Source organism: Ktedonospora formicarum, from assembly GCF_016587355.1.
Taxonomy (GTDB): Bacteria; Chloroflexota; Ktedonobacteria; order Ktedonobacterales; family Ktedonobacteraceae; genus Ktedonobacter; species Ktedonobacter formicarum.
Genome location: NZ_BNJF01000001.1, coordinates 2,468,178 through 2,492,206, shown reverse-complemented (window position 1 = coordinate 2,492,206; position 24,029 = coordinate 2,468,178). Strand labels below are relative to the sequence as shown.

The 24,029-nt window shown below is 51.5% G+C and carries 21 protein-coding genes and 1 pseudogene; 8 read left to right on the top strand and 14 right to left on the bottom strand.

Annotated elements, in window-relative coordinates:
* Positions 1 to 32 precede the first annotated feature (32 nt).
* Positions 33 to 560 carry a 30S ribosomal protein S6 gene (gene rpsF, locus K3T82_RS10675; protein ID WP_220193458.1) on the bottom strand — a complete coding sequence of 176 codons (528 nt, stop codon included), beginning with the start codon at positions 558 to 560 and terminating at the stop codon, positions 33 to 35.
* A 545-nt stretch (positions 561 to 1,105) separates the two neighbouring features.
* Between rpsF and K3T82_RS10670 the strand changes: the two genes are divergently transcribed.
* From K3T82_RS10670 to K3T82_RS10655, 4 genes are all read left to right on the top strand, one after another.
* Complete coding sequence (locus K3T82_RS10670; protein ID WP_220193457.1) at positions 1,106 to 2,860, top strand: MptA/MptB family glycosyltransferase; 1,755 nt, start codon at positions 1,106 to 1,108, stop codon at positions 2,858 to 2,860.
* Between the two features lie 488 nt (positions 2,861 to 3,348).
* On the top strand, positions 3,349 to 3,552 hold the full coding sequence (gene rpmI, locus K3T82_RS10665; RefSeq protein WP_220193456.1) for a 50S ribosomal protein L35: 204 nt from the start codon (positions 3,349 to 3,351) through the stop codon (positions 3,550 to 3,552).
* Positions 3,553 to 3,586: 34 nt separating this feature from the next.
* Positions 3,587 to 3,943, top strand: coding sequence for a 50S ribosomal protein L20 (gene rplT, locus K3T82_RS10660; protein ID WP_220193455.1), 357 nt, complete (start codon positions 3,587 to 3,589; stop codon positions 3,941 to 3,943).
* Positions 3,944 to 4,143: 200 nt separating this feature from the next.
* Entirely contained in the window at positions 4,144 to 4,980 is an 837-nt protein-coding gene (locus tag K3T82_RS10655) for a TrmH family RNA methyltransferase (protein WP_220193454.1), read from the top strand.
* Between the two features lie 77 nt (positions 4,981 to 5,057).
* Here the strand turns inward: K3T82_RS10655 and K3T82_RS10650 are convergent, their stop codons facing one another.
* The gene (locus K3T82_RS10650) at positions 5,058 to 7,304 is read right to left on the bottom strand and encodes a methyl-accepting chemotaxis protein (RefSeq protein WP_220193453.1); all 2,247 of its coding nucleotides are present in this window, start codon (positions 7,302 to 7,304) and stop codon (positions 5,058 to 5,060) included.
* Between the two features lie 235 nt (positions 7,305 to 7,539).
* Between K3T82_RS10650 and accC the strand changes: the two genes are divergently transcribed.
* Positions 7,540 to 9,108 carry an acetyl-CoA carboxylase biotin carboxylase subunit gene (gene accC / locus K3T82_RS10645; protein WP_220193452.1) on the top strand — a complete coding sequence of 523 codons (1,569 nt, stop codon included), beginning with the start codon at positions 7,540 to 7,542 and terminating at the stop codon, positions 9,106 to 9,108.
* A 25-nt stretch (positions 9,109 to 9,133) separates the two neighbouring features.
* Here accC and K3T82_RS10640 read toward each other — a convergent pair whose 3' ends face one another.
* The 4 genes from K3T82_RS10640 to K3T82_RS10625 form a co-directional block, all read right to left on the bottom strand.
* The gene (locus K3T82_RS10640) at positions 9,134 to 9,487 is read right to left on the bottom strand and encodes a PHP domain-containing protein (RefSeq protein WP_220193451.1); all 354 of its coding nucleotides are present in this window, start codon (positions 9,485 to 9,487) and stop codon (positions 9,134 to 9,136) included.
* On the bottom strand, positions 9,478 to 10,011 hold the full coding sequence (locus tag K3T82_RS10635; RefSeq protein ID WP_220193450.1) for a PHP domain-containing protein: 534 nt from the start codon (positions 10,009 to 10,011) through the stop codon (positions 9,478 to 9,480). The genes K3T82_RS10640 and K3T82_RS10635 overlap by 10 nt, the downstream gene beginning before the upstream one ends.
* Before the next feature lie 144 nt (positions 10,012 to 10,155).
* On the bottom strand, positions 10,156 to 11,709 hold the full coding sequence (gene rny, locus K3T82_RS10630) for a ribonuclease Y (protein ID WP_220193449.1): 1,554 nt from the start codon (positions 11,707 to 11,709) through the stop codon (positions 10,156 to 10,158).
* Positions 11,710 to 12,240: 531 nt separating this feature from the next.
* A complete protein-coding gene (locus K3T82_RS10625; protein ID WP_220193448.1) occupies positions 12,241 to 13,530 on the bottom strand; it encodes a mannosyltransferase family protein in 1,290 nt (429 codons plus the stop codon).
* A gap of 306 nt (positions 13,531 to 13,836) precedes the next feature.
* Here K3T82_RS10625 and K3T82_RS10620 point away from each other — a divergent pair, with 306 nt between their 5' ends.
* Complete coding sequence (locus K3T82_RS10620) at positions 13,837 to 14,319, top strand: NUDIX domain-containing protein (RefSeq protein WP_220193447.1); 483 nt, start codon at positions 13,837 to 13,839, stop codon at positions 14,317 to 14,319.
* Between the two features lie 109 nt (positions 14,320 to 14,428).
* Here K3T82_RS10620 and K3T82_RS10615 read toward each other — a convergent pair.
* The 3 genes and pseudogenes from K3T82_RS10615 to K3T82_RS10605 form a co-directional block, all read right to left on the bottom strand.
* Positions 14,429 to 15,624 (bottom strand): annotated as a pseudogene (locus K3T82_RS10615) (thiolase family protein).
* Between the two features lie 3 nt (positions 15,625 to 15,627).
* Entirely contained in the window at positions 15,628 to 16,404 is a 777-nt protein-coding gene (locus K3T82_RS10610) for an enoyl-CoA hydratase-related protein (RefSeq protein WP_220193446.1), read from the bottom strand.
* 132 nt (positions 16,405 to 16,536) lie between these two features.
* Positions 16,537 to 17,214, bottom strand: coding sequence for a phosphoribosylanthranilate isomerase (locus K3T82_RS10605; RefSeq protein WP_220193445.1), 678 nt, complete (start codon positions 17,212 to 17,214; stop codon positions 16,537 to 16,539).
* A 194-nt stretch (positions 17,215 to 17,408) separates the two neighbouring features.
* Here K3T82_RS10605 and K3T82_RS10600 point away from each other — a divergent pair, with 194 nt between their 5' ends.
* Positions 17,409 to 18,308 carry an ATP-grasp domain-containing protein gene (locus K3T82_RS10600; protein ID WP_220193444.1) on the top strand — a complete coding sequence of 300 codons (900 nt, stop codon included), beginning with the start codon at positions 17,409 to 17,411 and terminating at the stop codon, positions 18,306 to 18,308.
* 56 nt (positions 18,309 to 18,364) lie between these two features.
* Here K3T82_RS10600 and K3T82_RS10595 read toward each other — a convergent pair whose 3' ends face one another.
* From K3T82_RS10595 to K3T82_RS10580, 4 genes are all read right to left on the bottom strand, one after another.
* Positions 18,365 to 19,153 carry a CoA-transferase subunit beta gene (locus tag K3T82_RS10595; RefSeq protein ID WP_220193443.1) on the bottom strand — a complete coding sequence of 263 codons (789 nt, stop codon included), beginning with the start codon at positions 19,151 to 19,153 and terminating at the stop codon, positions 18,365 to 18,367.
* Positions 19,154 to 19,307: 154 nt separating this feature from the next.
* Entirely contained in the window at positions 19,308 to 20,222 is a 915-nt protein-coding gene (locus tag K3T82_RS10590) for a CoA transferase subunit A (protein WP_220193442.1), read from the bottom strand.
* A 252-nt stretch (positions 20,223 to 20,474) separates the two neighbouring features.
* Positions 20,475 to 21,824: a hypothetical protein gene (locus K3T82_RS10585; protein ID WP_220193441.1), complete on the bottom strand. Its 1,350-nt coding sequence runs from the start codon at positions 21,822 to 21,824 to the stop codon at positions 20,475 to 20,477.
* A complete protein-coding gene (locus K3T82_RS10580; RefSeq protein ID WP_220193440.1) occupies positions 21,814 to 22,383 on the bottom strand; it encodes an RNA polymerase sigma factor in 570 nt (189 codons plus the stop codon). Before K3T82_RS10580 ends, K3T82_RS10585 begins: the two co-directional genes overlap by 11 nt.
* Before the next feature lie 222 nt (positions 22,384 to 22,605).
* Here K3T82_RS10580 and K3T82_RS10575 point away from each other — a divergent pair, with 222 nt between their 5' ends.
* Entirely contained in the window at positions 22,606 to 22,863 is a 258-nt protein-coding gene (locus K3T82_RS10575) for a hypothetical protein (protein ID WP_220193439.1), read from the top strand.
* A 56-nt stretch (positions 22,864 to 22,919) separates the two neighbouring features.
* On the opposite strand, the gene K3T82_RS10570 is transcribed toward K3T82_RS10575, so the two are convergent.
* Complete coding sequence (locus K3T82_RS10570) at positions 22,920 to 23,981, bottom strand: ribonucleotide-diphosphate reductase subunit beta (RefSeq protein ID WP_220193438.1); 1,062 nt, start codon at positions 23,979 to 23,981, stop codon at positions 22,920 to 22,922.
* Between the last annotated feature and the right edge of the window lie 48 nt (positions 23,982 to 24,029).

Sequence of the window (24,029 nt, the reverse complement as noted above, 5' to 3'; positions counted from 1 at the left end):
AGGTTGAACGAACATGCCCTGACATGTGACAACTAAGCCTCAATAGACTCTTCTGAGGTAGGAGGAACTGTGTCTGTCTCTGCCTCAGGTGCGGGGCTGTTCTCGGTTTCGGTCTCGGCGACAGAAACAACCTCTTCGGCGCTCTGCTCGCTGGCCTGTTCCTCGGCCTCGCTGGTAGGCGCGTTAGCGGCGGCGGCTGCTTCAGCGGCTGCTGCCTCGGCGGCCCGAGCCTCGCGGGCTTCGCGCTCCTCACGCTCCTTCTGCACTGCTTTCGGGTCGCGTTTTCTGGTCATGTAACGGAGAACAATCTCAGAAACTTTGAGCGTGCGCTCGATTTCGCTGACTGTCTCCGGGGTCAGGATCATATCAATGAACACGAAAATGCCGTCGCGATGACGCTCAATGGGATATGCCAGGCGTCGACGTCCCCAGTGGTTCACTTTTACAATCTGACCGCCATAATTTGCGACGATCTGTTCGACACGGTCTAAAAGAGCACGTGTCGCTTCTTCGCTGACTTCGGGGTTGAGAATGAAGCCAAGTTCATAATCTCTTCTCACGAAGCCCTCCTTCCTGTGGGTTTGACCCTAGTCAGTACTTTAGCCTGCCAGGGTAGGTGGAGCATCGACATTCTCTATCCGAAAAAACACGTCGCCTTCGCGCTCGGTTTTCACATAAGAGTTTTGGGCATCGATGCAGGTGACAGATGCCGCTTGGGATTTGGCGGCTTATAACAAATTGTCCCACGCTTGATCGTGGGAACGAAGTCCTTGCCTTTATGATTGGTTTATGCGGGCAGCATCTACCAGTATCATTTCGTATGGACTTCAACACCACGCTATTATAGCATCGTTCATTCTTACTGACAATAGAGTCGGGCGATTGACTCTTTACTATGTTCCTATTCTTTCTATACACCCTAAATATGGCAAAACGGAAGGAAAAGAACACAATTTTTGCGTTTATTTGGGAAAGTAGGTTACATACAGATACTTCGATGTGACTGCGGCACTTACAGTTGTAAAAAGGCCTGTATGATGAGCCATTCACCTTCCAACACTGCCTGAATGGCTGGCCTGGAAAGTAAAAAAGGTAGAGAATCACTGTGAATGATGGGAAATCCTTTGTTGAGTCACTACCAACGGCACCGGGTATAACGAGACTACGCCAATACGCTTCGGCTTTGCTGAAAGGAACACGCCCACCGGGTTTGGCCTGGTTATTATTTGGGCTGTTAAGTCTGGGGGCTTTGCTAGAAATCTGCCTGCTGGCTCTGTATCCGCTCTGGTTTCATACTGGGAGCTCCTCTGGGCAATCCTGGCTAGAAGCTCTTTGGCCCTGGCTTGGAGGACTTTATCGCTTCACAATTGTTGAGAGCCTGCTACCTCTGTTAGATGCCGGGTCACTCAGTTTACTGGTACTTCTGGTTGGATTGAGCCTTCAGATACCTCTCTGGTGGTTGGGAAACAGAGCCGCACGCTATACAGATCGGGTAGCGCAGAGAACGTGGGTGTGTATCATATGGGGAATGGCGCTTCTCATGGGAGGAACGATGGTATTTTCCCCTTTGGGGAGTTCGGTTTTGAGCCTTGATATGCTACGCTCAGGGCTGTATGGACGCATGATTGTGGTTTATGCGGTTAATCCATATACAGTGAGTTCGCAGATGTTTTCGCAGGACCCGGTGGTAATAGCCCTGGGCAATACGCAACTAGTATCTCTGCTTTCAGCCCCAACATATGGACCAGCCTGGCTGGATTGCACATTGCTAATGACATTGATTGCGCGCGAGAATGTGGGTGTGGGACTGCTTGGTTTACGTTTGATGGGCCTGGTGACATACCTCCTGACAATTATTTTGCTCTGGCACATCGTTGGACGTGTGCGACCAGAATGGCGTTGCGCGGCGGTTTTACTCTATGCCTGGAATCCCCTGGTGCTGGTGCTAGGGATTGGACAGATGCATGTGGAGATTGTGGCAGCGTGTCTTCTCTGTGTGGCTTTGTGGTGCTGGCAGCGTGGCGCTCTCCTGGTTGGTTGGTTGTTTCTGTTGCTTGCAGTATTATTCTATCTTCCTTGTTGCTTACTATTACCTGTGTGGGTGTATTTTCTTGCTCGGGAATATGCGCCTGGTAATCCACTCTGGCGATGGGGAAGGATCTTGCTTGTCAGTGGTTTCATGCTGGTTATGGCGTATGCGCCATATTGGCAGGGATGGGGCTGGTCTGGATTATGGCATCAAGTTGCACTGCTTTTCCAGGCTCCTGAGGGGCATAGTTCTCTGGTAACTGGCTTGACCTGGTTAGTAAAGGGGAATAACAGCTGGCTAGGTATACTTTTACAACCTGGATTATGGGCTATGATCGAATTGGTTGCTCTGGCTTTTTGGCTGTTTATTGGACTCTGGCTGACCCAAGGGTTGGACTTAATGGTCACTTGGGCAGGTTGGCTCCTCGTCTTACTAGCATGCCTGTATGCATTTTATCAGCCAGAAGCTTTACTGGTTCCTCTGGCATTGATTCTCTGTGCTGGTCATCGTTGGAGTGTGTTGCTGCTCCTGTTGCTGGAAATTGGATCGCTGAGTTGTGACTACTATTGGTTGCACCAGCCCACCTGGGAGGCACTGGGCTTACTCGGTGTGGGTTTGCCTATTTTACTCTGGGGATGGATCGTATGCATCCAGAGTGCCTGGAAAATGGTTAGAGCGCGAGCGATTCCTGAGGAACCAGTCAAGGCCCGGCGAGGATTGAGCCGTTTCTCCAGCCATTTCTCGCGCCCTAGCTGGCTGACTAAACCGTCTTTGCGTATTGTCTCGCGACATCGTTTGACTCAAGCTCGTTCGCGTGAAGGCAAAGTGTGAGGGGTTGCTGCAAGGGCCTGTGATAGCTGTGAAAGTGTGAGAGGTCGCTGCATCGGGTTGGCTCCATGAGGGTTATGATTGCGTTGGGTCCTACCTGATGCAGTGATCCCTCACACTTCGTTATTGAGCAGGTGATCTTTGTGTTACAGATATTGCGGCGAGGGATCAGGTGTGCTATAATCGTCTCGCAAGCGGGGGATCTCTGGAAAAAGGCTTCTCTGCGCCTTTGAAGGAGGGTTACAGCTTGACAGGACTGAGATCTTATGCGAAAGCCTGTTCCACTGGTTAGCGTACACTCAGGTTCTCGTATAAAGAGTAACAATCAAGCGTGCGGGATAGGTACAAGCGTCCTCTCCTGAAGATCAGGTTAGAGGTCGTTTTTGTGTTGTAAACATATTTACGCCTGTTATCTCGCGACTGTGTGTATGTGTTACGTATAGCATGCAGAATGTATAGTTTACCCCGCCAGTAGCATAGAAAGAAGAGTCATGAAGCAGAAACTCAAGACAAACAAAGCAATGGCAAAGCGGGTCATGGTGACCGGCTCTGGCAAGTTCCTGCGTCGTAAGGTGGCAATTAACCACCTCCGCCGCAACAAGTCCGCTCAACTTATTCGTGGCGCAAACAAGAAGTATCAGCTCGCGACCGCTGATACACGCCGTTTGAAGCGCCTGCTCCCTTATGCCTTCTAGTTGTTGAGATTGTACCGGAGGATTGTAAAGAACTATGCCAAGAGTTAAACGTGGCGTAACAGCCCACAAGAAGCACAAAAAAATATTACAGCTTGCTGAAGGACATCGTGGTACACGCAAACGCTTGTTCCGTCCCGCGCATGAATCAGTCATGCGCTCAATGGCGTACATGTATCGCGACCGCCGCAATCGCAAGCGCGATATGCGTCGCCTGTGGATCACACGTATCAATGCTGGTGCGCGCATGTATGGCGTCTCATACAGCAATCTGATGCATGCCATTCACGTCGCTAACATTGATGTTGACCGCAAGATCCTGGCTGAGATGGCCGTCAACGATCAGGCAGCTTTTGGCGCGATCGTCAAGACCGCTCTGGAAGCTGTAAAGTAAGCACGGCGCGTTCGCCAGATAGCAAAAACACAAACATATGCGCCGGAACCTGAGGCAAGGTTCCGGCGCATTCTTATTAACTGAAATTGATGCTGAAGCGGAGATGTGTCCTGTCCTACACTGGGTTTATCAGGCCTTACTACGAAAACCAATGCCACAGTTCACGCGCTCAATAAGGAGCAAGCTGAAGGGGGGTGTCAATGACACAGATTAGTAGTGTCACCAATCCACGTATCAGCCAACTACAGCGCCTACATACTACGCGAGGACGTAAGAAGAGTGGGCTATTTCTTATGGAGGGTCCGCATTTGTTGCTTGCGCTTCTCGATGCGGATATGCTGCCATATGAAGTCTACTATGAGCCAGGGATGATGCAGCGCCAGCCGGAGACACTCCAGCTTCTCCAGCGTCTGAGAGAGTCTGGCATTAGGGAACAACAGCTTATCGAGGTTAGCGAGCGTGTCATAGAAGCAATCAGTGATGTGCAGACTGCGCAAGGGGTTGTCAGTGTGATGGAGCTAGCTACGTTTGGGGCGAAATCTGTGGTGCGCCGTCGTCCAGAGGCTATCCGTCCAGCCCTATTAATTCTTGATGACCTGTCTGATCCAGGAAATATGGGTACGATCATACGTACTGCGCTGGCGGCAGATGTTGAGCGTGTCCTGCTCACGCCAAACTGCGTAGATGTCTTCAATCCAAAGGTTGTACGTTCGGCAGCAGGGGCTCATCTCTTCCTACCCATTGAGGGAAATTTGTCATGGGATGAGATCCGGCTTCGTGTAGAGGCTCACGCATCTGGGAAGGTCCTGATGGCAGAGGCTGGGAGCGCTCACATCTATTTTGATCTCGACCTGACGCAACCCTTTGCTCTGATTATTGGCAATGAGGCTCATGGACCCTCACAACAGGCTCGCGAACTTGCAACGGTGCCCGTTGCTATTCCCCAGGCAGTTGGTATTGAGTCCCTCAATGCAGCTATGGCCGCCGGTATTATCCTCTATGAAGCTGTGCGGCAGCGATACCAACAAGGGGCATAAATTTTGTTTGCTTGTATGCCATAAAAGAGGGGAGGCCGGTGAAGTTCACCGGCCTCCCCTCTTTTATGGCATCTATGCTACCAATTGGAATTGTTAAAATTGTTTTGATAGTCGGGATTGTAGCCATTGCCGTTGCCGTTTTGCTGGGGTTCGCTGGGGAAAGGCTGTCTATTACCTGCCGGTAAAGCGTTATTGTTCCAGTTCCAATCACTGGATTGGGGGGCTGGGGAGAATTGACCAGCGCCTGGAAGCTGGCGGAAAGCATAGGCATTTTCCTGGTTGCGGTTCTCCGAATCATTGGAGTACATCGGCTGAGCTGTTGCGGTAACAGTGCGGAAGGTTCCACTTAACTGTGATAGTGTGCCATTTGGAAGCTCTTCGGCAGAGACGCCAGTTGTGCTGCTAGGCGCGATATAATCCTGGCCTTCGCGGAGCTTGAAGGCTTCTACCGAAGCGCGTAGCTGTTCAACCAGGCGTGCCAGGCGTTCCATGTTCTCGGAGGCGCTACGTGTACTAGTATTGCTTTGACGTGTGGATTCAGAGACGGCATGCATGAGGTTTACAGCCGCGCTGGTTGACTCAAGCTGCTGAGTAGCAACCTGGTTAATACCATCAATTTCACGCGCCTGGTTTTCAATGGCGGCGAAGATCGAGCCCAGAGCGACGCTGGCTTCCTGTGTGAGCTGTGCCCCACCGGATGTTTCACGTTGTGTATCTTGCATAGAGACGGCCACAGCACCGATGTCTTCACGAATACTGCGAACCAGGCGGTTAATGAAACCGGCCTGCTCTTTTGAGCGCTCCGCCAGACGTCGGATGTCAGCCGCGACTGCCCCGAAGCCTTTACCGTTTTCACCGGCCATCGCGGCCTGGATGGCCGCGTCGAGAGCGAGTCTGTTGGTCTGATGCGCGATACCTGAGATAACTTCGGCAATCTCATTGATTTCGCGCGAGCGTTCCCCTAGCGTTTGAACCTTCATAGCGGTCGTTTGCACGTTCTCATTGATACGTCCCATACCCTCAATGGCCTGTTGCACTGCGTTTCTGCCAGAGCGGGCGTCGGTACGTGCTTGATTAGCGACAGTGTAGAGGACCTGGGAGCGCTCGGCTACCTGGCGACTGGAAGAGGCGAGTTGCTCGATTTCAGTCTCAGCGTCACCCATTTGATGAATTTGTACATCGCCTGTTTCCACTAGTTGTGTCATGCGATCAAGCGTTGAGGTCGTAGATTTCTCAACCTCTTCAGCCACCATTTTGACTCGGACTACCAGGCTACCCAGTTCTTCGACCATATAGTTGAAGGAGTCGGCCAGAACACCAAGGGCGTCGGCTGTCACTTCAGCCTGTACGCGAAGGTCACCTTCACCAACACCACTAACCTCACTTACCAGCTTTTCTACCTGTCCCTGGAGAACGTCACGTTGGGACTGGGTCTCTTGAATCAGGCGTACGATATTGTCAAGCATGTTATTCATCGACGTCGCGACGGTATAAATCTCATCGCGCCCGTGGATGTTCGCACGGGCGTTGGTCTCGCCTTTAGCGATACGCTTGGTCAGGTTGGCTAGTTGGCGGAGGGGATCGGTGATCGTGCGGTTCACAATGTAACCGATAACGATAACGATCATGATGGTGACCAGGAAGGCGATAATAGTTGCCAGAATGAGCGTATTGGTGATCGAGGCGCCAGGGGTTGCCAGTAGGGCGCTCACGTTTGTTGACTGGGCATCTACACTTGCCCAGCCTTTATCCAGGGCTGTGTATTGTTTATTGAGCGTCTCGGTATCCTGCTGGAGTTGTTTCTTGTTATTGGGCTGGCTCTGGAGATGCTTGATTAAGTTTGACTGAGCGTTTTTGTAGGCAGGCCACAGATTATTGGTGATATTATCCAGGCTTTGACTCTGCTCTTGTGGAAGCTGTGTCTCACTACTATCGGTTGTGAGAGAGTTATAAATACTTTTCATCTGAGGTGAAGCCTCAAGCGTATAATTCTGCTTGAAAGCCTTGATGGTTTGTTCCAGGTCCGTTGTCTGCTGTTGCATATTATCGATAGCATTATTGACACGATCCGTTGAAGCATTGCCATCGGTCCAGTCTGGGAAGCTCATGCTCGGCTGGTTGCTCAACAACTGGATCTTGGATTTCACATTAGCGCTATCCTGTACCATTTGTGCCGAGTAGCGAAGTTCTGTACTACGGCCAGAAAGCGCATTTGTGAAGACGAATCCAAGAATGATGATGATGATACCTGGAACAACTGCCGCCAGCAAGAAGGCATAGAAGAGGCGGCGAAAGATTGGAATATTGGCGATGGATCTAAACATGGTAAGCTATGTCCTCCGCAGGCAGCTGGTGTAAGGTCATAAAGAGTTGTGTGTTACAACACACTTCATCCTGGTGGTATTAGACACATTTGTAAAGACTACCTTGGAGTGTAGCGTACTTTAAATGGAAAAGGAATATTCGCTCAGGAGAGTGGCCTATTTTTCCTAGTCTTTGAGTATCAAGTGATGCTATACTGTGTCGTGAAAGAATTACCGAAGTCGAAGGAGCCTTCATATGCAAGTTGATTCTCTTGACCGCTGGCCGTTTCGCAAAGTACTGATTGTGAATCGTGGTGAGATCGCGTTGCGCGTAATACGTGCATGCCGTGAGTTGGGTTTGCGGAGCGTAGCTGTATATAGTGATGTTGACCGCGATGCCTTACATGTGCGTATGGCGGATGAGGCTTATCATATCGGGCCAGCTCAAGCTACCCAAAGCTATCTGAATATTCCCGCGCTTATAGAGGTCGCAGAGCGTTCTGGTGCGGAGGCTGTGCATCCGGGCTATGGCTTTCTAGCAGAGAATGCTGAGTTCGTGCGTGCTTGCCAGCGTGCGGGTTTAATTTTTGTGGGGCCTCCAGTGGAGGCACAGCTCGCTATGGGAGAGAAGACCGCCGCTCGCCGAACCGCCAAAGCCGCTGGCGTGCCGATAGTACCCGGTGCTATGTCAGATGTGGAGGATAACCAACTTGCGCTGGAGACAGCGAGAGATCTGGGTTATCCGATTCTCCTGAAGGCCGCCGCCGGAGGTGGTGGCAAGGGAATCCGCCTGGTGCGTGAGGAGAGAGAGCTACTCTCATCCTTACGAGCGGCACGCAGTGAGGCACAGAGCGCTTTTGGAGATGCGCGTGTCTACCTGGAGAAGGCTATTACGCCAGCGCGTCATATCGAGGTGCAGTTTATCGCGGATACGCATGGCAATGTGGTTCACCTAGGTGAGCGTGAGTGTAGTATTCAGCGTCGCCATCAGAAACTCATTGAGGAATGTCCATCGCCAATTATGGATGCTGAGTTGCGCGAACAGATGACCTCAGCTACGTTACAGTTGATCCGCTCTATTGGTTATGTTAACGCGGGAACCGCTGAGTTCCTGGTGGGACCAGATCGTAGTTTTTATTTCCTGGAAGTGAATGCGCGCGTCCAGGTTGAGCATCCAGTCACTGAGTGGTGTACTGGTGTCGATTTAGTGCAAGAGCAGTTGCGCGTTGCTGCTGGACTACCGCTCTCTTTTACCCAGGATGATATTGTATTGCGTGGGTCAGCTATTGAGTGTCGTGTCTCTGCTGAAGACCCAGATAATCGCTTCCTTCCCGCGACAGGGATTGTGACAGCTCTACAGGAACCAAGCGGCCCTGGAGTCCGTGTCGATAGCAGCCTCTACGCTGGTTTGCAAGTGCCCCTGTATTATGATCCTTTGCTCTCCAAGCTCATTGTCTGGGGAAAGGATCGCGCGCAGGCTATTGCGCGTATGCGGCGGGCATTGGCGGAATACAAGATCGTGGGTGTGCGGACGACACTGCCTTTTGCTAGCTGGTTAATGGAGCAGCCCCGCTTTATCGCTGGAGATATGTCAACCGACTATATCGCGGAGGAGTGGGATACGCGCAAAGAGAAACAGCTTGCGGAGGAACAGGCAAACGAAAGCGAGCCAAGCAGTGAGCAAATCGCCGCCATCGCGGCTAGCTTGCTGATGGAGACGCGTGCGCGGGAAGAGCGTTTAAGAAAGCATCCGGCGGAAGAGAGCCAGGAGAAGCGAAGTCACTGGCGAGAAAGAGGGTGGAAAGAGGCTATCTGGCGCGTCTAGAGTGAGATAGCCTCGATCTGAGACACTACTCGGTGGGGGGTGGAAGTTCAAACGTAGGCGGCTCTTGTCCCTGTCGTTGGGCCGAAGCCGCCTTCAGGCGCTCCACTGCCGCATAGGGGACGTAGCGACCACCTAATGGCGTTGGGTGAATGCCTGGACCGTGGAAGTCCGTTCCTCCGGTCGGGATCAGATCATACTTGTCGGCCAGTTGTTTTATGGCCTTTTCTTGTTCGGGCGAGTAGTAACCATAATAGGTTTCCAGCCCTACTAACCCGGCTTTGCGCAATTGCGGTAACCATTCGCGCATGCGAGTGAGACCTGGATAATCAAAAGGGTGCGCAACAACGGGTAGCCCATTCGCGCTGGCAATTAGACGCACCGCATCTTCTGAAGTGAGCCGATAACGGGGACATAGCCTACACAACCATTGCCGATATACTTTTCAAATGCCTCTGGAATGCTTCGTACATAGCCGGCATCCATCAGGGCTCGTGCTACGTGTGGGCGCCCTACCGAGCCTTGCGCGATGGCGCGTACCTGTTCCCAAGTAATGTGAATGCCAGCCTCATTGAGCTTCTCGACCATGCGTTGCCCACGGTGGACCCGTGAGTCTCGCAGGCGTTTTAGAATTGCCTGAAACGCCGGGCGTTTGTACTCGATAAAATAGCCGAGCATGTGGATTTCATTGCCATCTACATCAGTATTGAGCTCAATGCCAGGGATGACATCAATGCCAAGGGCTTTCCCAGCCTCTATAGCTTCATCCAGGCCATCGCTAGTGTCGTGATCGGTAAGGGCTAGCGTCGTAAGCCCGACCGCATGTGCCTGACGGAGAAGTTCTGCTGGTGCATAGATGCCATCTGAAGCGGTCGAATGAGTGTGTAAATCAACGGTATTAGCCATGGTCCCCCTTATATAGTTTGAATGGTGTAATATAGCCTTCGATGAAGATATATTACACCATTCATATGGAGTGAATGCCAGGAGCGCAATGAATTTTCTTGTTATCATCTTGATAACGGAGTAACCATCTCTTGTCCACTGGCGCTAGCGAGCGTAGTCGACAGAACGAGTTTCGCGAACAACACAGACCTTAATCTGCCCTGGGTAATCGAGGCTCTCCTCAATCTTGTGCGCGATCTCACTAGCGAGTTGTGAGGCGGTAAATTCGTCAACCTCCTCAGGTTTCACAATAATGCGAATCTCGCGCCCTGCCTGAATCGCAAAGGATTTCTCTACGCCTGTGAATGAGTTGGCGATATATTCAAGCGCTTCGAGACGCTTAATGTAGAGATCAACGGTTTCGCGCCGTGCTCCAGGACGAGCTGCCGAGATCGCGTCAGCGGCCTGCACGATAGCGGCTTCGAGCGTTTGCGGCTCAGTTTCGCTGGCGTGGTGAGCCACAATGGCATGAACAATGCGCGGTGATTTACCGAAGCGGCGTACTACCTCACCACCAATAATGGCGTGTGGACCTTCAACTTCCTGGTCGATAGCTTTACCCATATCATGGAGCAGGGCTGCGGTCTTGCACACATTGACATCGGCACCCATTTCGTGAGCAATGGTCGCGGCCAGAATCGAGACTTCTACTGAGTGGAAGAGCACGTTCTGTCCGTAACTTGTGCGGAAGCGGAGGCGACCCAGAATTTTGAGTAGTTCTGGGGGCAAGCCATGAACATTAGCCTCCATCGCAGCGTTTTCGCCAGCCTCACGAATGATGCTGTCAACCTCCTGACGAGCTTTGGCTACCACGTCTTCGATGCGAGCAGGATGGATACGTCCATCAATGATAAGGCGGGTTAAGGCGAGACGGGCAACCTCGCGCCTGACAGGATCGAAGCCCGAAAGAATGACCGCCTCTGGCGTGTCATCAATAATCAGGTCGACGCCTGTAGCGGCTTCAAGCGCGCGAATATTGCGGCCCTCGCGCCCGATAATGCGCCCCTTCATTTCGTCGTTGGGAAGGGGGACCACTGAAACGACGGCTTCGGCGACCTGATCCGAGGCGCAGCGTTGAATCGCGAGAGTAATGATCTCGCGTGCTCGCGCCTCAGCTTCCTCACGTGCTTGCTCTTCGATCATGCGTGTGCGCTGTGCTGCCTGGATACGAACCTGGCTCTCGACACGCGAGAGGAGAAGCTCGCGCGCTTGCTCTTCGGTCATTTGCGAGAGACGTTCTAGTTCGCTGAGATGATGGCGTTTAAGATCCTCGACCTCATCATGCGCCTGGTCAAGAGAGCGCTCCTTGTTCATTAACTTGCGGTCACGTTGTTCAAGGGTGTCCATCTTGCGTTCTAGATTCTCTTCTTTTGTTTGGATGCGATGTTCCTGGCGTTGAAGTTCAGAGCGCCGCTCCGCGTTTTCCTTCTCTATAGTTGCTCGAAAGCGTGCGGTCTCTTCACGTGCTTCGCGCAGGGCTTGCCTTTGTTCGGTCTGAACATCTAATAATTTCTGTTCGCTTTTCTCGCGTAGTTCGCGCAAATTGGTTTCGTAGTTGGCTTTACTCTTTGTTTTTCCATAGAGATAACCAACGCAAAGGGCCAAAATAGCACCAACGACTAAAGCGATCATGGATACAATGATAGTTTGTGATGACACGACGGCCTACCTCCCGGTCGTACAAGGTAAACAGGCCATTTCAGGCTTGGGAATAGCAGTATAAATTTGTCATTCCATCAAAATTGCAAGAATACAATGCAGAATGGAATAGTGCCATTGATATGATGATCTTCAATGGTGTGCTTTCATGGCTTTAGCGAAAGAGATGGAACGTACAATCGAATTATACATTATAGAAAGATAAAAGGTGTATTTTCTGCGAACCTTCTCTAGGGGGGTGCGCGGAATATGTACGATTGCATCTCGTTGCATAGTATAGCTTGGTGTGCGAGAAAGCGTACATTGAATCATACAAGGAAACGTACAGGTATGCGTACGCTCGCTATGTATAAGAAGGCATACGATGTGCCAAGCATACTATATAAGAGTGTTGACGATACGTCAAGGACGAAAGATGGGGGATGGAGTGAGAAAGAGGCCATTTCCCAAAGGGAAAGTATAATCTCATTCTATATCAGGTGGTATCTCTTCTCACTCTCTACATTATGGAGAGTGAGAAGAGATAGGAGATTAAACAGTCCAGTATCCCAGAAGGAACTGAAGAGTCAGGACGGCTAGAAAGGGCAGAGCGAGCAGGACGTAACTCAGGTGCAGCCTGGGATGGCGGATGCTCAGGCGCGCGAGCATGATAAAGGCCATAAAGATTTCGAGTACAAAGCGTTGTGTTGAGGGCATAGGATCATAGCCCTGTCCAGGGAGGCCTGGAACACCCGGCCAGAGGATCGCATAGAGGAGAGCGAAACCCCAGAAAACTAGGAGCGGCCATTGATCTCGCGCGAAGCGGTCATGACTAAAGATTGCCAGAAAAAAGAGTGCGGCACATCCCATAAAGAAGCCAAAATCGATGAGAACATGAGGTGTAGAGAAGCTCAAGGGATAGTGGATGATGATCTGTTCGATGGATTGATAGAGAGCCATGCCAGGTATGACAAGACCTGTCCGCCAGTCAACCTGCGCGTGGGAGAAGGCCAGTGGATCGCCCAGGTGTACCGTAAGCCCAAGCATATAAATAACCAGCCCTAAAGGAATGAAGAGAGCTGGGAACAATGTTGGAATGTGAGCGAAAAGTGCCTTGAGATTGAGTGGGCGTAGTTGGGCGCGTAAAGTGGGCCAGTGTTGGCGCACATATTCGCAGACAAAGATCAGAAGAAGCAGAATCGCGATGGATCGACTGAGAGCTGCCAGGAAGCCAAAGAGTCCGGCAAACCACCAGGCTCCACGGCGTAGCGCATAGATGCAGCAAAGCATCAGAAAAATAAAGAGAGACTCGTTATAGCCAGAGAAGAAGAAGAACGCGGTTGGGAAGATGGCCTGATAAAGGACAGTTCGCCGAGCTGTCTCAATACCGAATTCGGTCTCGACAAAGCGATAGAGTACCAGCATCATCCCAAGAGCAGCTATGTTTGAGATAAGCATGGCGGAGAGGAGCAAGCTTTGAAAGGGCATGATATGGCTGAGTAGAGCGGTCAGCGCTGGGTAGAGGGGGAAAAAGGCAGCATACTGGACCTTCGTGTAGCCATCGGTAGCGATGGTAAGAAAGCGAACCGTATCCCAGCGATACCACATATGGAATGCATCCTCAAGGTTAAGGTGCTCAATTGAATAGTTGGGAAGTAGGAAGAGAGAAGCACCGAAATAGGTAAGAAGAAGAAAGATCAGGCGTGTGATAAAGTATAAGAAAAGGATGTTTTGTGCTGCTTTCCACCAGGGGAGCAGAAACGCATACCATGCCTGACGGTTATCAGTGGTACTATCAGGAATAGAGCCTCTTGTTGTGACAGTTGACGGATGTAAGTTCATGTAATTCATTACCTGTAATGAGGGTTTTGCGTGGCATAAAGCGGGTAAGCGAGAAAATTGCCCTTAGCAGGGAGTTTTTCTATGCCACCCTTGATTTCAGATGTAATGTAGTTAGTATAACGGAAATTACTTGTAGCTGTCATCGTACTAGAGATTTTTATGTGACCAGGAATGCTGTGTGTTGCGCTCTCTTTGGAGGGGGGCAATGCAGCTTACACGGGCGTGCAGACCCTCATGTGGAGGCAAGGCGCGCTCAGGTTTTCGGAGAGATACTAACCTGGAAAGTGCAGAGAGGTAGGAAGGCCGATGAATGTTCAAAGTTCGAAGAAGGCAGTACCGAAATCGGTTCTACGCCCAACCCATGTTGTGACATGTTTTCTTCAGAAGAGAGAAGGCGATGAGATACGACTACTTCTGGTTCGAAGGAGTCAGCAGGTTGGTAGCTATCATGGTCGCTGGGCTGGTATTAGTGGCTTTGTTGAGGAGGGGGTAACACCTGAACAGCAAGCCTACACCGAGATACAGGAGGAAACCGGGTTAACGCAGGCGCAACTTCGAATGCTGCGACGTGGAGGCGTGGTAGAGCATGTTGATCAGGAGTTGGGACGCCATTTCTATGTCCATCCTTTCCTCTTTGAGGTCGAGACTGACGATGCCGTCGTCATTGACTGGGAGGCAACAGATATGCGCTGGATCGAGCCGGACAGGATGGCTGATTATGAAACAGTTCCCAAGTTGCGTGAAGCCTATGTCTCCGCGTTACAGGGGGAAGAGATCTATGTCAAGTAGGTGGATGATTGTAGCCTGAAGCTGGAAATATTTGCAATGGCGCAAGAAGGACGCATGATTAGTGGTCGTTGACCATTTGCATGCGTCCTTGTGGTATATGATAGGCAATTTAGAGACGTTCAATGATTGTCGCGATGCCTTGTCCAACACCAATACACATAGTCGCTAACCCATAACGACCGTTGCGGCGCTCCAGTTCATGAAGTAGAGTGACAAGGAGGCGCGCGCCACTACAACCAAGCGGATGTCCAAGCGCAATAGCTCCCCATTGACATTGAGTATATCAGGGTTGATATCGAGCTCATGGGCGCATTGTAGAACCTGACAGGCGAAAGCCTCGTTCAGCTCGACCAGATCTATATCTTTCATTGTCAGTCCCGCACGCTGGAGAGCCTTACGTGTCGCGGGTATTGGCCCCAGGCCCATGTATGCGGGATCAACACCCGCGACCGCCGTTGCGATGATTCGTGCCCGAGGCTTGAGGCCAAGTTGCTGTGCTCGTGAGCGCGAGAGTAGAACTAGAGCTGCCGCCCCATCGTTGATGCCTGCCGAGTTGCCTGCAGTGACGCTTCCACCCTGTCGAAAGACCGGTGCAAGGCGGGCTAGCTTCTCTAGAGAGGTATCTGGGCGTGGATGCTCATCTTGCGAGATAAGAAGCATTTCTCCCTTCTTATGGGGAATGGAGGCAGAAACAATTTCGGGCGCGAACCTGCCGGATTGTTGTGCCGCGATGGCACGTTGATGACTACTCAGTGCGTACGTATCTTGTTCCTCGCGGCTGATATGATACCGTTCGGCGACGTTCTCTGCTGTCTCACCCATATTATAGGGATGGTATAGGGCGGCAAGGCGGGGATTGATGAAACGCCAGCCAAGCGTTGTATCTTCGAGCTTCATAGAGCGGCCAAAGGCACTCTCGCTCTTGCCTACCACAAAGGGAGCGCGTGTCATGCTTTCAACCCCACCAGCGATAAAGGTATCGCCCGCGCCAGCCTGAATAGCCTGAGAAGCGCTATTCACGGCTTGCAGACCTGAGCCGCAGAGGCGGTTGACAGTCTGTCCCGCGACCTCTATGGGGAGTCCCGCCAGTAGAAGAGACATACGCGCTACATTGCGGTTATCCTCGCCAGCCTGATTGGCACAGCCAAAGATAACATCCTCCACATCTGAAGGCGTAACGTGCGCGCGTTCCAGAGCTTCCTGAATGATGAGTGCCCCCAGATCATCTGGGCGTACGTCCTTGAGGGCACCGCCGTAGCGTCCAATGGGAGTACGGACCGCCGAGAGAATAACCGCGTCTTCCATGGTCTACCTGCCTTTGAACTCGGCTTTGCGCTTTTCTATGAAGGCGCGCATGCCCTCGCGCATATCTTCAGTGGCGAAGAGTAAGGAGAAATTCTTTTGCTCGATTTCCAGGCCATCCGCCAGGGGGGTCTCAAAAGCAGCCAGGATAGACTCTTTCGCCAGGCGAGCAGCTATAGGGGCCTGCTCTGCAACCTTGTGTGCCAACTCAAGGGCGGCATCCAAGTGTTTACCTTTGGGAACTACGCGATTCACAAGACCAAGATCAGCAAGCTCCTGAGCGGGGATTTGGGCTCCTGTAAGTATCATCTCCATCGCGCGATATTTGCCGATAGCGCGTGTCAGGCGCTGGGTGCCACCCGCGCCAGGGATCACACCTATGAGGATCTCAGGCTGCCCGAAGCGGGCGTTTTCTGAGGCAACAATCATATCGCAGGTCATAACAAGTTCGCAGCCGCCACCGAGAGCGTAACCACCAACCGCCGCGATAAGAGGGGTACGCACGCGTTTGATACGTCGCCAGCCATCGGAGCTATCCTGTAACATATCGATGGGCGATTTATCGGCCATCTCTTTGATGTCCGCGCCAGCGGCGAAAGCCTTCTCACCAGAGCCAGTAATAACGATGCAGTGGATCGCTTCATCGCGATCAAAGTCCTCTAGCGCATGAGCCAGTTCTTCGATAAGCTGGAAGTTGAGCGCGTTCAATTCTTTAGGACGATTCAGGGTAACGATGCCAACGTGCTCATCGCGTTCGGTGAGGATATAATGGTATTCTGCCATAGCACTCCTTATGAGCATTTTTCATGCCTTGTTGGTAGTTGTCCTGTGAGGCAATAGTATGCCAGAAATAGTCTCTTTGTAGTATATCACTCAAAAGTGGCAGGCGTAGTGACAATTAAAGAACTGCTCGCGCTATATTTGCTGTCGTTTATGTATGGCTGAGAAGAAGCGTTCTAGCTTCTGTATGTCGAGCTTGCCATTCGTACGCACGCTGCTACAGAGGTCAAGACCGAAAGGGCCAACCTCGTCAATAGCCGCGCCGACATTCTCGGCATTGAGTCCGCCTGCGAGAAAGATAGGAACGTTAACCGCTTCGCGTAGCGCACGACTAATATCCCAATCGTGAACGCGGCCAGTTCCACCAAGCTCTTTGATGGGCAAGGTGGGATTTCCTGAGTCGAGAAGGATGGCATTAACATAGGGAGCGACTTCCAGGGCCTCATCGATAGAGTGTTGTCCCTGAACATGAATGACCTGGACGATGGCGATACCGGGGGGAAGCAGCTTACGCAGGTGTTGCAAGCCTCCCTGTGGTAAGCTATCGACGAGTTGGACTGTATTGACGTGGCAGATCCGCTGCTGCTCCGCAATAGCTTCGGGATCGATCAAGCTGGTGAGTAGGAATGAAGCAACGCCTGGGGGAATGGTGTCGGCAATTTGAGTGATAAGCTCTTCTTCGATGATACCTGGACCGCTAGGCATGGCTGAGACGAGTCCCAGCGCTGAAGCACCATAGTTGACCGCGAGGTGCGCCTCTTCGATACTGCTGATGCAGCAGATTTTGACGCGAGGGCTGATGGTTGATTGCATATTGAATCTCTCCTTTCCGTTATGTACCTAATTGTATCCCATCTTTCTGATCATCGTAGATTCGGGCAAATGTGAGTAATTATGCTTCCGGTTTTGAAGGTGGGGGGGGGTATGAGAGTAATTAGAATATTCTGATTGTGTTGGGGAGTAGATACTCTCTGTACACATGAGAAGTTAAGCAAGGATGTAAGCCAATGCGAATCCTTTTTTGTTGTGATCCATTGCAATTGAGAGAACCAGATGAGGCATACCAACGAGAGGTGAATGCTGCTGAGCGAGCGGGATTAATGTATAGCCTGATCGATTTTGACGCATTCACCAGGGAAGATAATGTGGCGCGAGCAGTGCGGCGTGTAGGGCCACTCTCCGCGCCTGAACTAACGATCTATCGGGGCTGGATGCTTAGACCAGAGGTGTATGGCCGCCTGGAGAAGGCTCTGCGACAGCGCAATGTAATTCTACTCAATGACGAGCAGGCATACAGGCATTGTCACTATCTGCCAGAATCATACACCGCGATAAGGGCCTATACGCCGAGCACTGTATGGCTCCATAGTGGTAGAGATGTAGACATGAATGTAATCATGGAGATACTGCGACCATTTGGCAGTAAGCCCGTGATTGTCAAGGACTTTGTCAAATCACGTAAGCATGAGTGGTTTGATGCCTGCTATATCTCGGCGGCGAATGAGCGTGGGGAGGTCGAGCGGGTTGTGAATAACTTTGTGGCTCGACAGGATGAGGCAAGCTGGCATGAAGGGCTGGTATTCAGGGAATTTGTCCAGCTAGAGCCGCTAGCAAAACATTCCAAAAGTGGAATGCCGTTATCACGCGAGTACCGGCGTTTCTACCTTGATGGGCGTTTGATTGCGGAGGCACCATATTGGGACGAAGGTGTGTATGGCAACATGAGACCGCCAGAAGAATTATTTCAGGAGGTTGTACGCAACGTCAAGAGCCGCTTTTTCACAATGGATATCGCAAGAAGAAAGAATGGAGACTGGTTGATTGTAGAGTTAGGCGATGGGCAGGTCGCGGAATTACCGCAGAGCGTGGATATCGATGCGTTCTATCATGAATTGGCAGGTGCATGATATGGAGATAATCAGTGGGTCATGCCACTCAAGCATGGCCCACTGATTATCGTTTGCTAGCTAGTCCAGACACCCTGGGGATCGCATTCGCGGATGATACGCAACTCTTCCTGACTCGGAGGAGGTGTCTCGTGGCAGTCAGGGGCGAGGCGTAGGGTCCAGCCCGTATGCTCCTGCATGTGCTCAATGGAGGCGCCAGGGTGATATGAGGAGAGCAGGGCCTCGCCATTAGTGGGATCAAAGGTGAAGAGACCCAGGGTAGTGATGAGAGCGGCAGGTCCTCCGCGTGGCAAGCCAACACGCTTGCGCCAGGATGAGCCTGCGGGTCCGTGTTCATCAGGATAACCGTAGCCGGGGCTGGTGATAAAGTCGACACGCTCTCGTAGACGATGGCGCTCATGAGGCATAATGATGGCTAGGCGATGGGCGAGAGACGCGATATCGGCCCCTCCGCCACTTCCTGGCAGGCGCACGCGAGGATGTTGCCAGTCATTTCCTATAAGGGAGGTATTGAGATTGCCATAGCGATCAATTTCAGCACCACCAATAAAGCCAAGCTGTACATCACCTGCCGCCAGTGAGCCAAGCACATCAACCATTGCGGTCGCCCAGAGCGCCTCTGTGATATTAGGTGGATCGCCCATGGTATAGAGTAGCTCAGGTGAAGGTGTGTCACGTACAAGCCCACACTCGAAGAGTCCGATACAGTTAGGGGCATGGGTGCGCTTTGCCAGGGCGAAGGCGAGCAGCGGGAGGCGCATCCCAACAAATACTAGCTCATGATCGTGAATCTGACGCGAGGCGCAGACAACCATCAGTTCACGCGCACTATAGGTTTGTGCCATGCTTTACTTCCTCTCCATACAGTGTTATGAAAAGCATTTGCCAACACTGCCTGTGCGGCGGCTAGCTTCGCCGCCACATGGTGCCACTTCCGGCTGAGTTTGTGTTGTGCGATGTCTGAGCATCTCAGGCGGCTGCGCTCAGGCAAATGAAGTGCTAGTAGCCATAATCGACTGGGGCTGCATAGTGATGTTCCTTGAGGCGGAGAGCGCGTACACGGTCCTCCCCCAGGTGCGCGAGGTAGGTGGCGCGGTTGGGTATATTGAGTACCCAGCGTGTTAGCCATTGTTGAAAGCCTTCAGGGGTGCGTGTATGCTGGTGATACTCATGGTAGAAGGCATGATCACGATTGGTATGCCCCTGGACAGGTGAGGGGTGCGCGCCTCCAGGTTCATGTACGACTGCACATACCTTGTAGGAGGGACCGAGCATACGGTTGGGATCGCTCAGGATAGTCGTGCGAGAGACAAGCTCTTCAGTGACCACGATCACGTTCTGAGCGGCAAGGAAGGCGCTGGCACAGATGCCGAGATTGCCCCAGGCGTGGGCGTTTCCCTCCTCATCGCTACGTTGGACATGAATGATGGTGACATCGGGACGTAGTGCCGGAACAAGAAGTGTTGGCATATCGTCGAGAGGAGAGCTCGTCACGCGCAAATTAGGGTTCTGGCGAGGAATGTCGCTACCCAATAGCGTTTGGGTAGGGATATATGGCGAGCCAATGCTGCCCGCGAGCAGGGCTAAGGCAATAGTATGATTGCTATACTCTTCGACGGTGATCGCGTGAGGATAACTTCGCTCGACGGCGCGGCGATAGCAGTGCCCCAACCCCTCGCTGACGTTACCGACCCAGGCTGCCTGGATCGTTGAGACGCAGCCAGCACCAATAAGTTGATCAAATAGGATATCGGAGATGGGCCCGATAAGTGTAAGGTCACGGCGGTGCTGGCGAATGATTTCATGTCCAGCAGCGAAGGGGATGAGGGATTCGAGCGCGAGCCCGAGAGCTACAGATGTGCCATCAGGGACATAGCGGGCGATGGCTTCCGCCATTGAGAGACGTTTGCTCATTTGTGTTTCTCCATTGAGTACCAGCAAAGCACGTATCACCCCCATTTGAGGCATTGTGTCACCTAACAGATGGCTAGTCACAATCAGATAGCGTGTGAGCAATGCCGTGCTAAGCAAGGAGAGTCGAAAGGGGCGACATTGCCTCTTTCGAGAAACAAGAAAAGCATTTGCCTCTATTATGCCATGAAATTGAGGAATAAGTGAGGAAGTGAGGGGCGAAAACGATATAATTCCCCACATCCTCATTGCAAGCTACTGAGCAGGCGGAACAGTAAAGTTATAGACCAGATTCTGAGTCGCACCTGGCACAACGACCTTATCGATAGTAAGCGTCCATGTACCTTGCTTGTCGTAAAGAGGCTGATCAAGATCTATTTCCAGCCCAGCCACTCCACCTGCTTTGCCAACTGGTGTCCAGCTTTGGGATGTCACATAGTATGTTTGTTCTCCAATCTGAAGTGTGATGGCGTTGTGTTGAGTCTGATAGTCTAAAGCATTGAATTGTGTATTAATTTGATTGTTCATTAGGAAGATACGCGTCATTGAGGGAGCAACAATGACATGATGCAAGATATAGGGATCATCATTAATGGTGATAGTCTGCTGTGTGTTTACTATTCGCGCTGGATGAACAGGAAGCGCGAAATCAAACTCTGTGCTTGGACCCTGAGATGGCATATCCCCTAACTCGACCTTGAGGTGTAAGTCAAGGCTGGTGCCAATTCGGGCGCTTGTAAAGTAGGGGCAACTGTCAAAAGTGATATATGTTTTACGATCAGATGAGAAGTATCCAGAATATCCTTCACGGCATATTTGACTGCCATCCTTCGTTGTGAGATCTAAGGTGACTGATGGAACCTCCTCATTCGCGTAAGGATGAGAGCTGGAGACTGCAATTTCGAGAGAAACCCTACTTATGTCTGCATGAGCCAGCAGGAGTGTGACCTTCTGACCATCTGATAAGTGGTGTGTCTGATTGATAAGTTTATATTGCTTTTGTGTGCAGACATAATAGAAGCCTTCATCGATACTGAAGCCCTCATCGATTTTTGGGCATTGGAAGGAGGCTGGAAGCGGCGCGGGCGTTGGTGTGTTTTGTGTTATATGGTTGCGTTTGTTTGCTGGAGCCTGTGATAAGCGCGCGGTGTAGAAAAACCAGAGTGTGCTACTAAGAAGGCTAATAATGAGAATGGCAGCGATGGTTGCGAAGAGGCGCGTGGTGTGTATCTGCTTACGTTTGGTTGATTGTGTCTGAATGGGCAATACAGACGTTGTACTTGGTGTTAGGGTGGTTGATGGTGAAGGCTGAAATGAGCCAGTCTGGCGAAATTCGTTAGGAGATATGGTCCTGATATATCCATTATTTGGGGAAGAGTTGGCTTGCTTTTCGGTTGTGTTGGGTAAAGTGGCTTGGTTCTTCATATAGAGTGAGAGGCGATCTCCAACACGCTGATAGGACTCAATATATTGATGGCTCAGATGCTCAAGGTCGCGCACAAGGCGGGCCTCTGGTATCAGGGGTGAACTGGTCTCCAAGTGGGCGATTTGATCTAATTCTTCTTCTATATTGTTTGGTTCAAATTGCTTATTGCTATGCATCATGTCCCCTCCCTACGTGCTGCTGATTGGATTGAGAGTAGATATTACGCAAGAGATTGAGTGTGCGCGAGAGGAGAGTGCGGATTGCGCCTTCACTTTTACGCATACGTTGGGCAATTTCAGTACAACGCATGCCTGCTCCAAAACGGAGCAAGATCAGCTCTTGCTGATGTTCGGGTAAAGTGGCGATATGAGCACGAAGTTGCGCTAACTCTTCGCTACGCAAGGCGAAATTCTCAGGTTGCTGCCTCTCATCCTCATATAACGTGACATGGCCCTGTTCCAGCGACGTAATCTGGCTGCGAGCGGAGCGGTGGTAAAAATCCATGCATTTATTGTGCGCGACACGACGGAGCCAGGCCACCTGGCGTGGCTCTTCAAGATCCATAAGCGCTGGTGTTTCTAGCGCGACAACAAAGACGCTGAGTAGAATATCCTCAGCGTCTTCTTTGTTGTCGATGCGCTGATGAATAGCCGCCAGAATAAGCAGGCCGTAGCGCTGGTATAGTTGCGCTACACGTGCCTGGTCAGCTGTTGGCGGGTGCTGTGGCAATTGCATCATAGAGTGGCACCTTTGCGAAATTGTTTTTGAGTATTCGCACAATAGTCGCTTTCCGTTTTTAAACGTTACAGAGAGAATGATAATGTAGCGTTTAGTCCGGAGAAAAGTGGTTGATATGGGGCATTTGCCCCATGCGCGTGGCGCGGAATGCCGGTATAGTTGTCAGTGTAACAAATATGTGATTGCGAGCGAATATACTGGTGTCGGCGAGGGAGGTTAACGATGAAAGTTTGGCGAACAAGCGTCTTGAAACAGGTGTGGCAGGATAGCGAGCTTGTGTCTGCTATGGGTGCGGCTTCTCTGGCATTTGGAGCACTGATTGTGCTGGTCACGCTAATAGCGGATATCTTGCGCCCGGCGATGTATTCCGGTTTGGGTCTTGCGCGGCTTGGGGTTCTCTGCCTGGGTGGCGGCTTGATTGCGGGAGGAATTGTCTTGATGCGGAGAGCAAGGCGAGCACTGATCGAGATCGAAGCATAGAGTAAAAGATAGAAATAGGGCCCGGAACGAAAGCCGTTCCGGGCCGTTTTTTATGATTAATCCCAGTTGAGATTGGATGCTGCTTGATACTCGGTGACGCGGGTCTCGAAGAAATTCTTCTCCTTGCTCAAATCCATTGTCTCGCTCATCCAGGGAAAAGGGTGTGAGGAGTGATAGAGGGGGGCAATTCCAATGCGCTCAAGGCGGCGGTCCGCAATGTGCTGCACGTAGTTGCGGAAAGCCTCAGCATTCAAGCCCAGAATGCCATTGGGTAGGCAGTCGTGAGCATAGGCAATCTCCAACTCTACGGCCTGCTTGATCAGATCAATAATATGGGCCTGGAATTCTGGTGTCCAGAGCTGAGGATTCTCAGCCTTGATGCCGTTGATCAGATCGATACCGAAGTTGAGGTGGATGGTCTCGTCACGGAGAATATACTGGAACTGCTCACCAACGCCAGTCATCAGATTGCGGCGGTGGAATGAGAGCATCATCACGAAACCGCTATAGAAGAAGATGCCCTCCATGATGATATAGTAGCCGATCAGATTCTTCAAGAACTGCTGCATGCCTTCAAAGCTCTCGGTCGAGAAGTCAGGATCGAGGACCGCAGAGGTCAACTGCATCTCAAAATCGTCCTTCTTCTGAATGGAAGGGATTTCGTGATACATGTTGAAGACTTCACGCTCATTGAGGCCCAGACTTTCGACGATGTAGAGGAAGGTATGGGTGTGAATGGCCTCTTCAAATGCCTGGCGTAGCAGATACTGGCGGCATTCGGCATTAGTGATGTGCTTGAAGATAGCGAGCACAAGATTATTGCCGACAAGGCTCTCGGCGGTCGCGAAGAAGCCGAGGTTACGCATGATGACCAGACGCTCGTCGGCGGTCAGTTTGTTGGAGCGCCATGTCTCGATGTCTTTGGTCATAGGAACCTCGGTAGGCATCCAGTGGTTGGCACAGCCATTGAGATAATGTTCCCAGGCCCAGCGATACTTGAGCGGCATCAACTGGTTGACATCGACATGCCAGCCATTAATCAGGCGCTTCTTCTGTGCCTGCTGCGCGCTGGTAGTGTTAGAGTCAGTAGTAGCGGTATCTTCAAAGGATAAGCTCATAAATAGCGAGACTCCTTGGCAGTAATGAGATGATAATGTTTTTGCAAA

Coding starts and splice junctions, on each gene's coding strand:
- rpmI (WP_220193456.1), top strand. CDS start 3,349: ATGAAGCAGAAACTCAAGACAAACAAAGCAATGGCAAAGCGGGTCATG.
- K3T82_RS10620 (WP_220193447.1), top strand. CDS start 13,837: ATGAATGTTCAAAGTTCGAAGAAGGCAGTACCGAAATCGGTTCTACGC.
- K3T82_RS10655 (WP_220193454.1), top strand. CDS start 4,144: ATGACACAGATTAGTAGTGTCACCAATCCACGTATCAGCCAACTACAG.
- K3T82_RS10580 (WP_220193440.1), bottom strand. CDS start 22,383: ATGATGCAATTGCCACAGCACCCGCCAACAGCTGACCAGGCACGTGTA.
- K3T82_RS10625 (WP_220193448.1), bottom strand. CDS start 13,530: ATGAACTTACATCCGTCAACTGTCACAACAAGAGGCTCTATTCCTGAT.
- accC (WP_220193452.1), top strand. CDS start 7,540: ATGCAAGTTGATTCTCTTGACCGCTGGCCGTTTCGCAAAGTACTGATT.
- rplT (WP_220193455.1), top strand. CDS start 3,587: ATGCCAAGAGTTAAACGTGGCGTAACAGCCCACAAGAAGCACAAAAAA.
- K3T82_RS10590 (WP_220193442.1), bottom strand. CDS start 20,222: ATGAGCAAACGTCTCTCAATGGCGGAAGCCATCGCCCGCTATGTCCCT.
- K3T82_RS10610 (WP_220193446.1), bottom strand. CDS start 16,404: ATGGCAGAATACCATTATATCCTCACCGAACGCGATGAGCACGTTGGC.
- K3T82_RS10605 (WP_220193445.1), bottom strand. CDS start 17,214: ATGCAATCAACCATCAGCCCTCGCGTCAAAATCTGCTGCATCAGCAGT.
- K3T82_RS10595 (WP_220193443.1), bottom strand. CDS start 19,153: ATGGCACAAACCTATAGTGCGCGTGAACTGATGGTTGTCTGCGCCTCG.
- K3T82_RS10650 (WP_220193453.1), bottom strand. CDS start 7,304: ATGTTTAGATCCATCGCCAATATTCCAATCTTTCGCCGCCTCTTCTAT.
- K3T82_RS10600 (WP_220193444.1), top strand. CDS start 17,409: ATGCGAATCCTTTTTTGTTGTGATCCATTGCAATTGAGAGAACCAGAT.
- K3T82_RS10635 (WP_220193450.1), bottom strand. CDS start 10,011: ATGGCTAATACCGTTGATTTACACACTCATTCGACCGCTTCAGATGGC.
- K3T82_RS10585 (WP_220193441.1), bottom strand. CDS start 21,824: ATGATGCATAGCAATAAGCAATTTGAACCAAACAATATAGAAGAAGAA.
- K3T82_RS10575 (WP_220193439.1), top strand. CDS start 22,606: ATGAAAGTTTGGCGAACAAGCGTCTTGAAACAGGTGTGGCAGGATAGC.
- K3T82_RS10570 (WP_220193438.1), bottom strand. CDS start 23,981: ATGAGCTTATCCTTTGAAGATACCGCTACTACTGACTCTAACACTACC.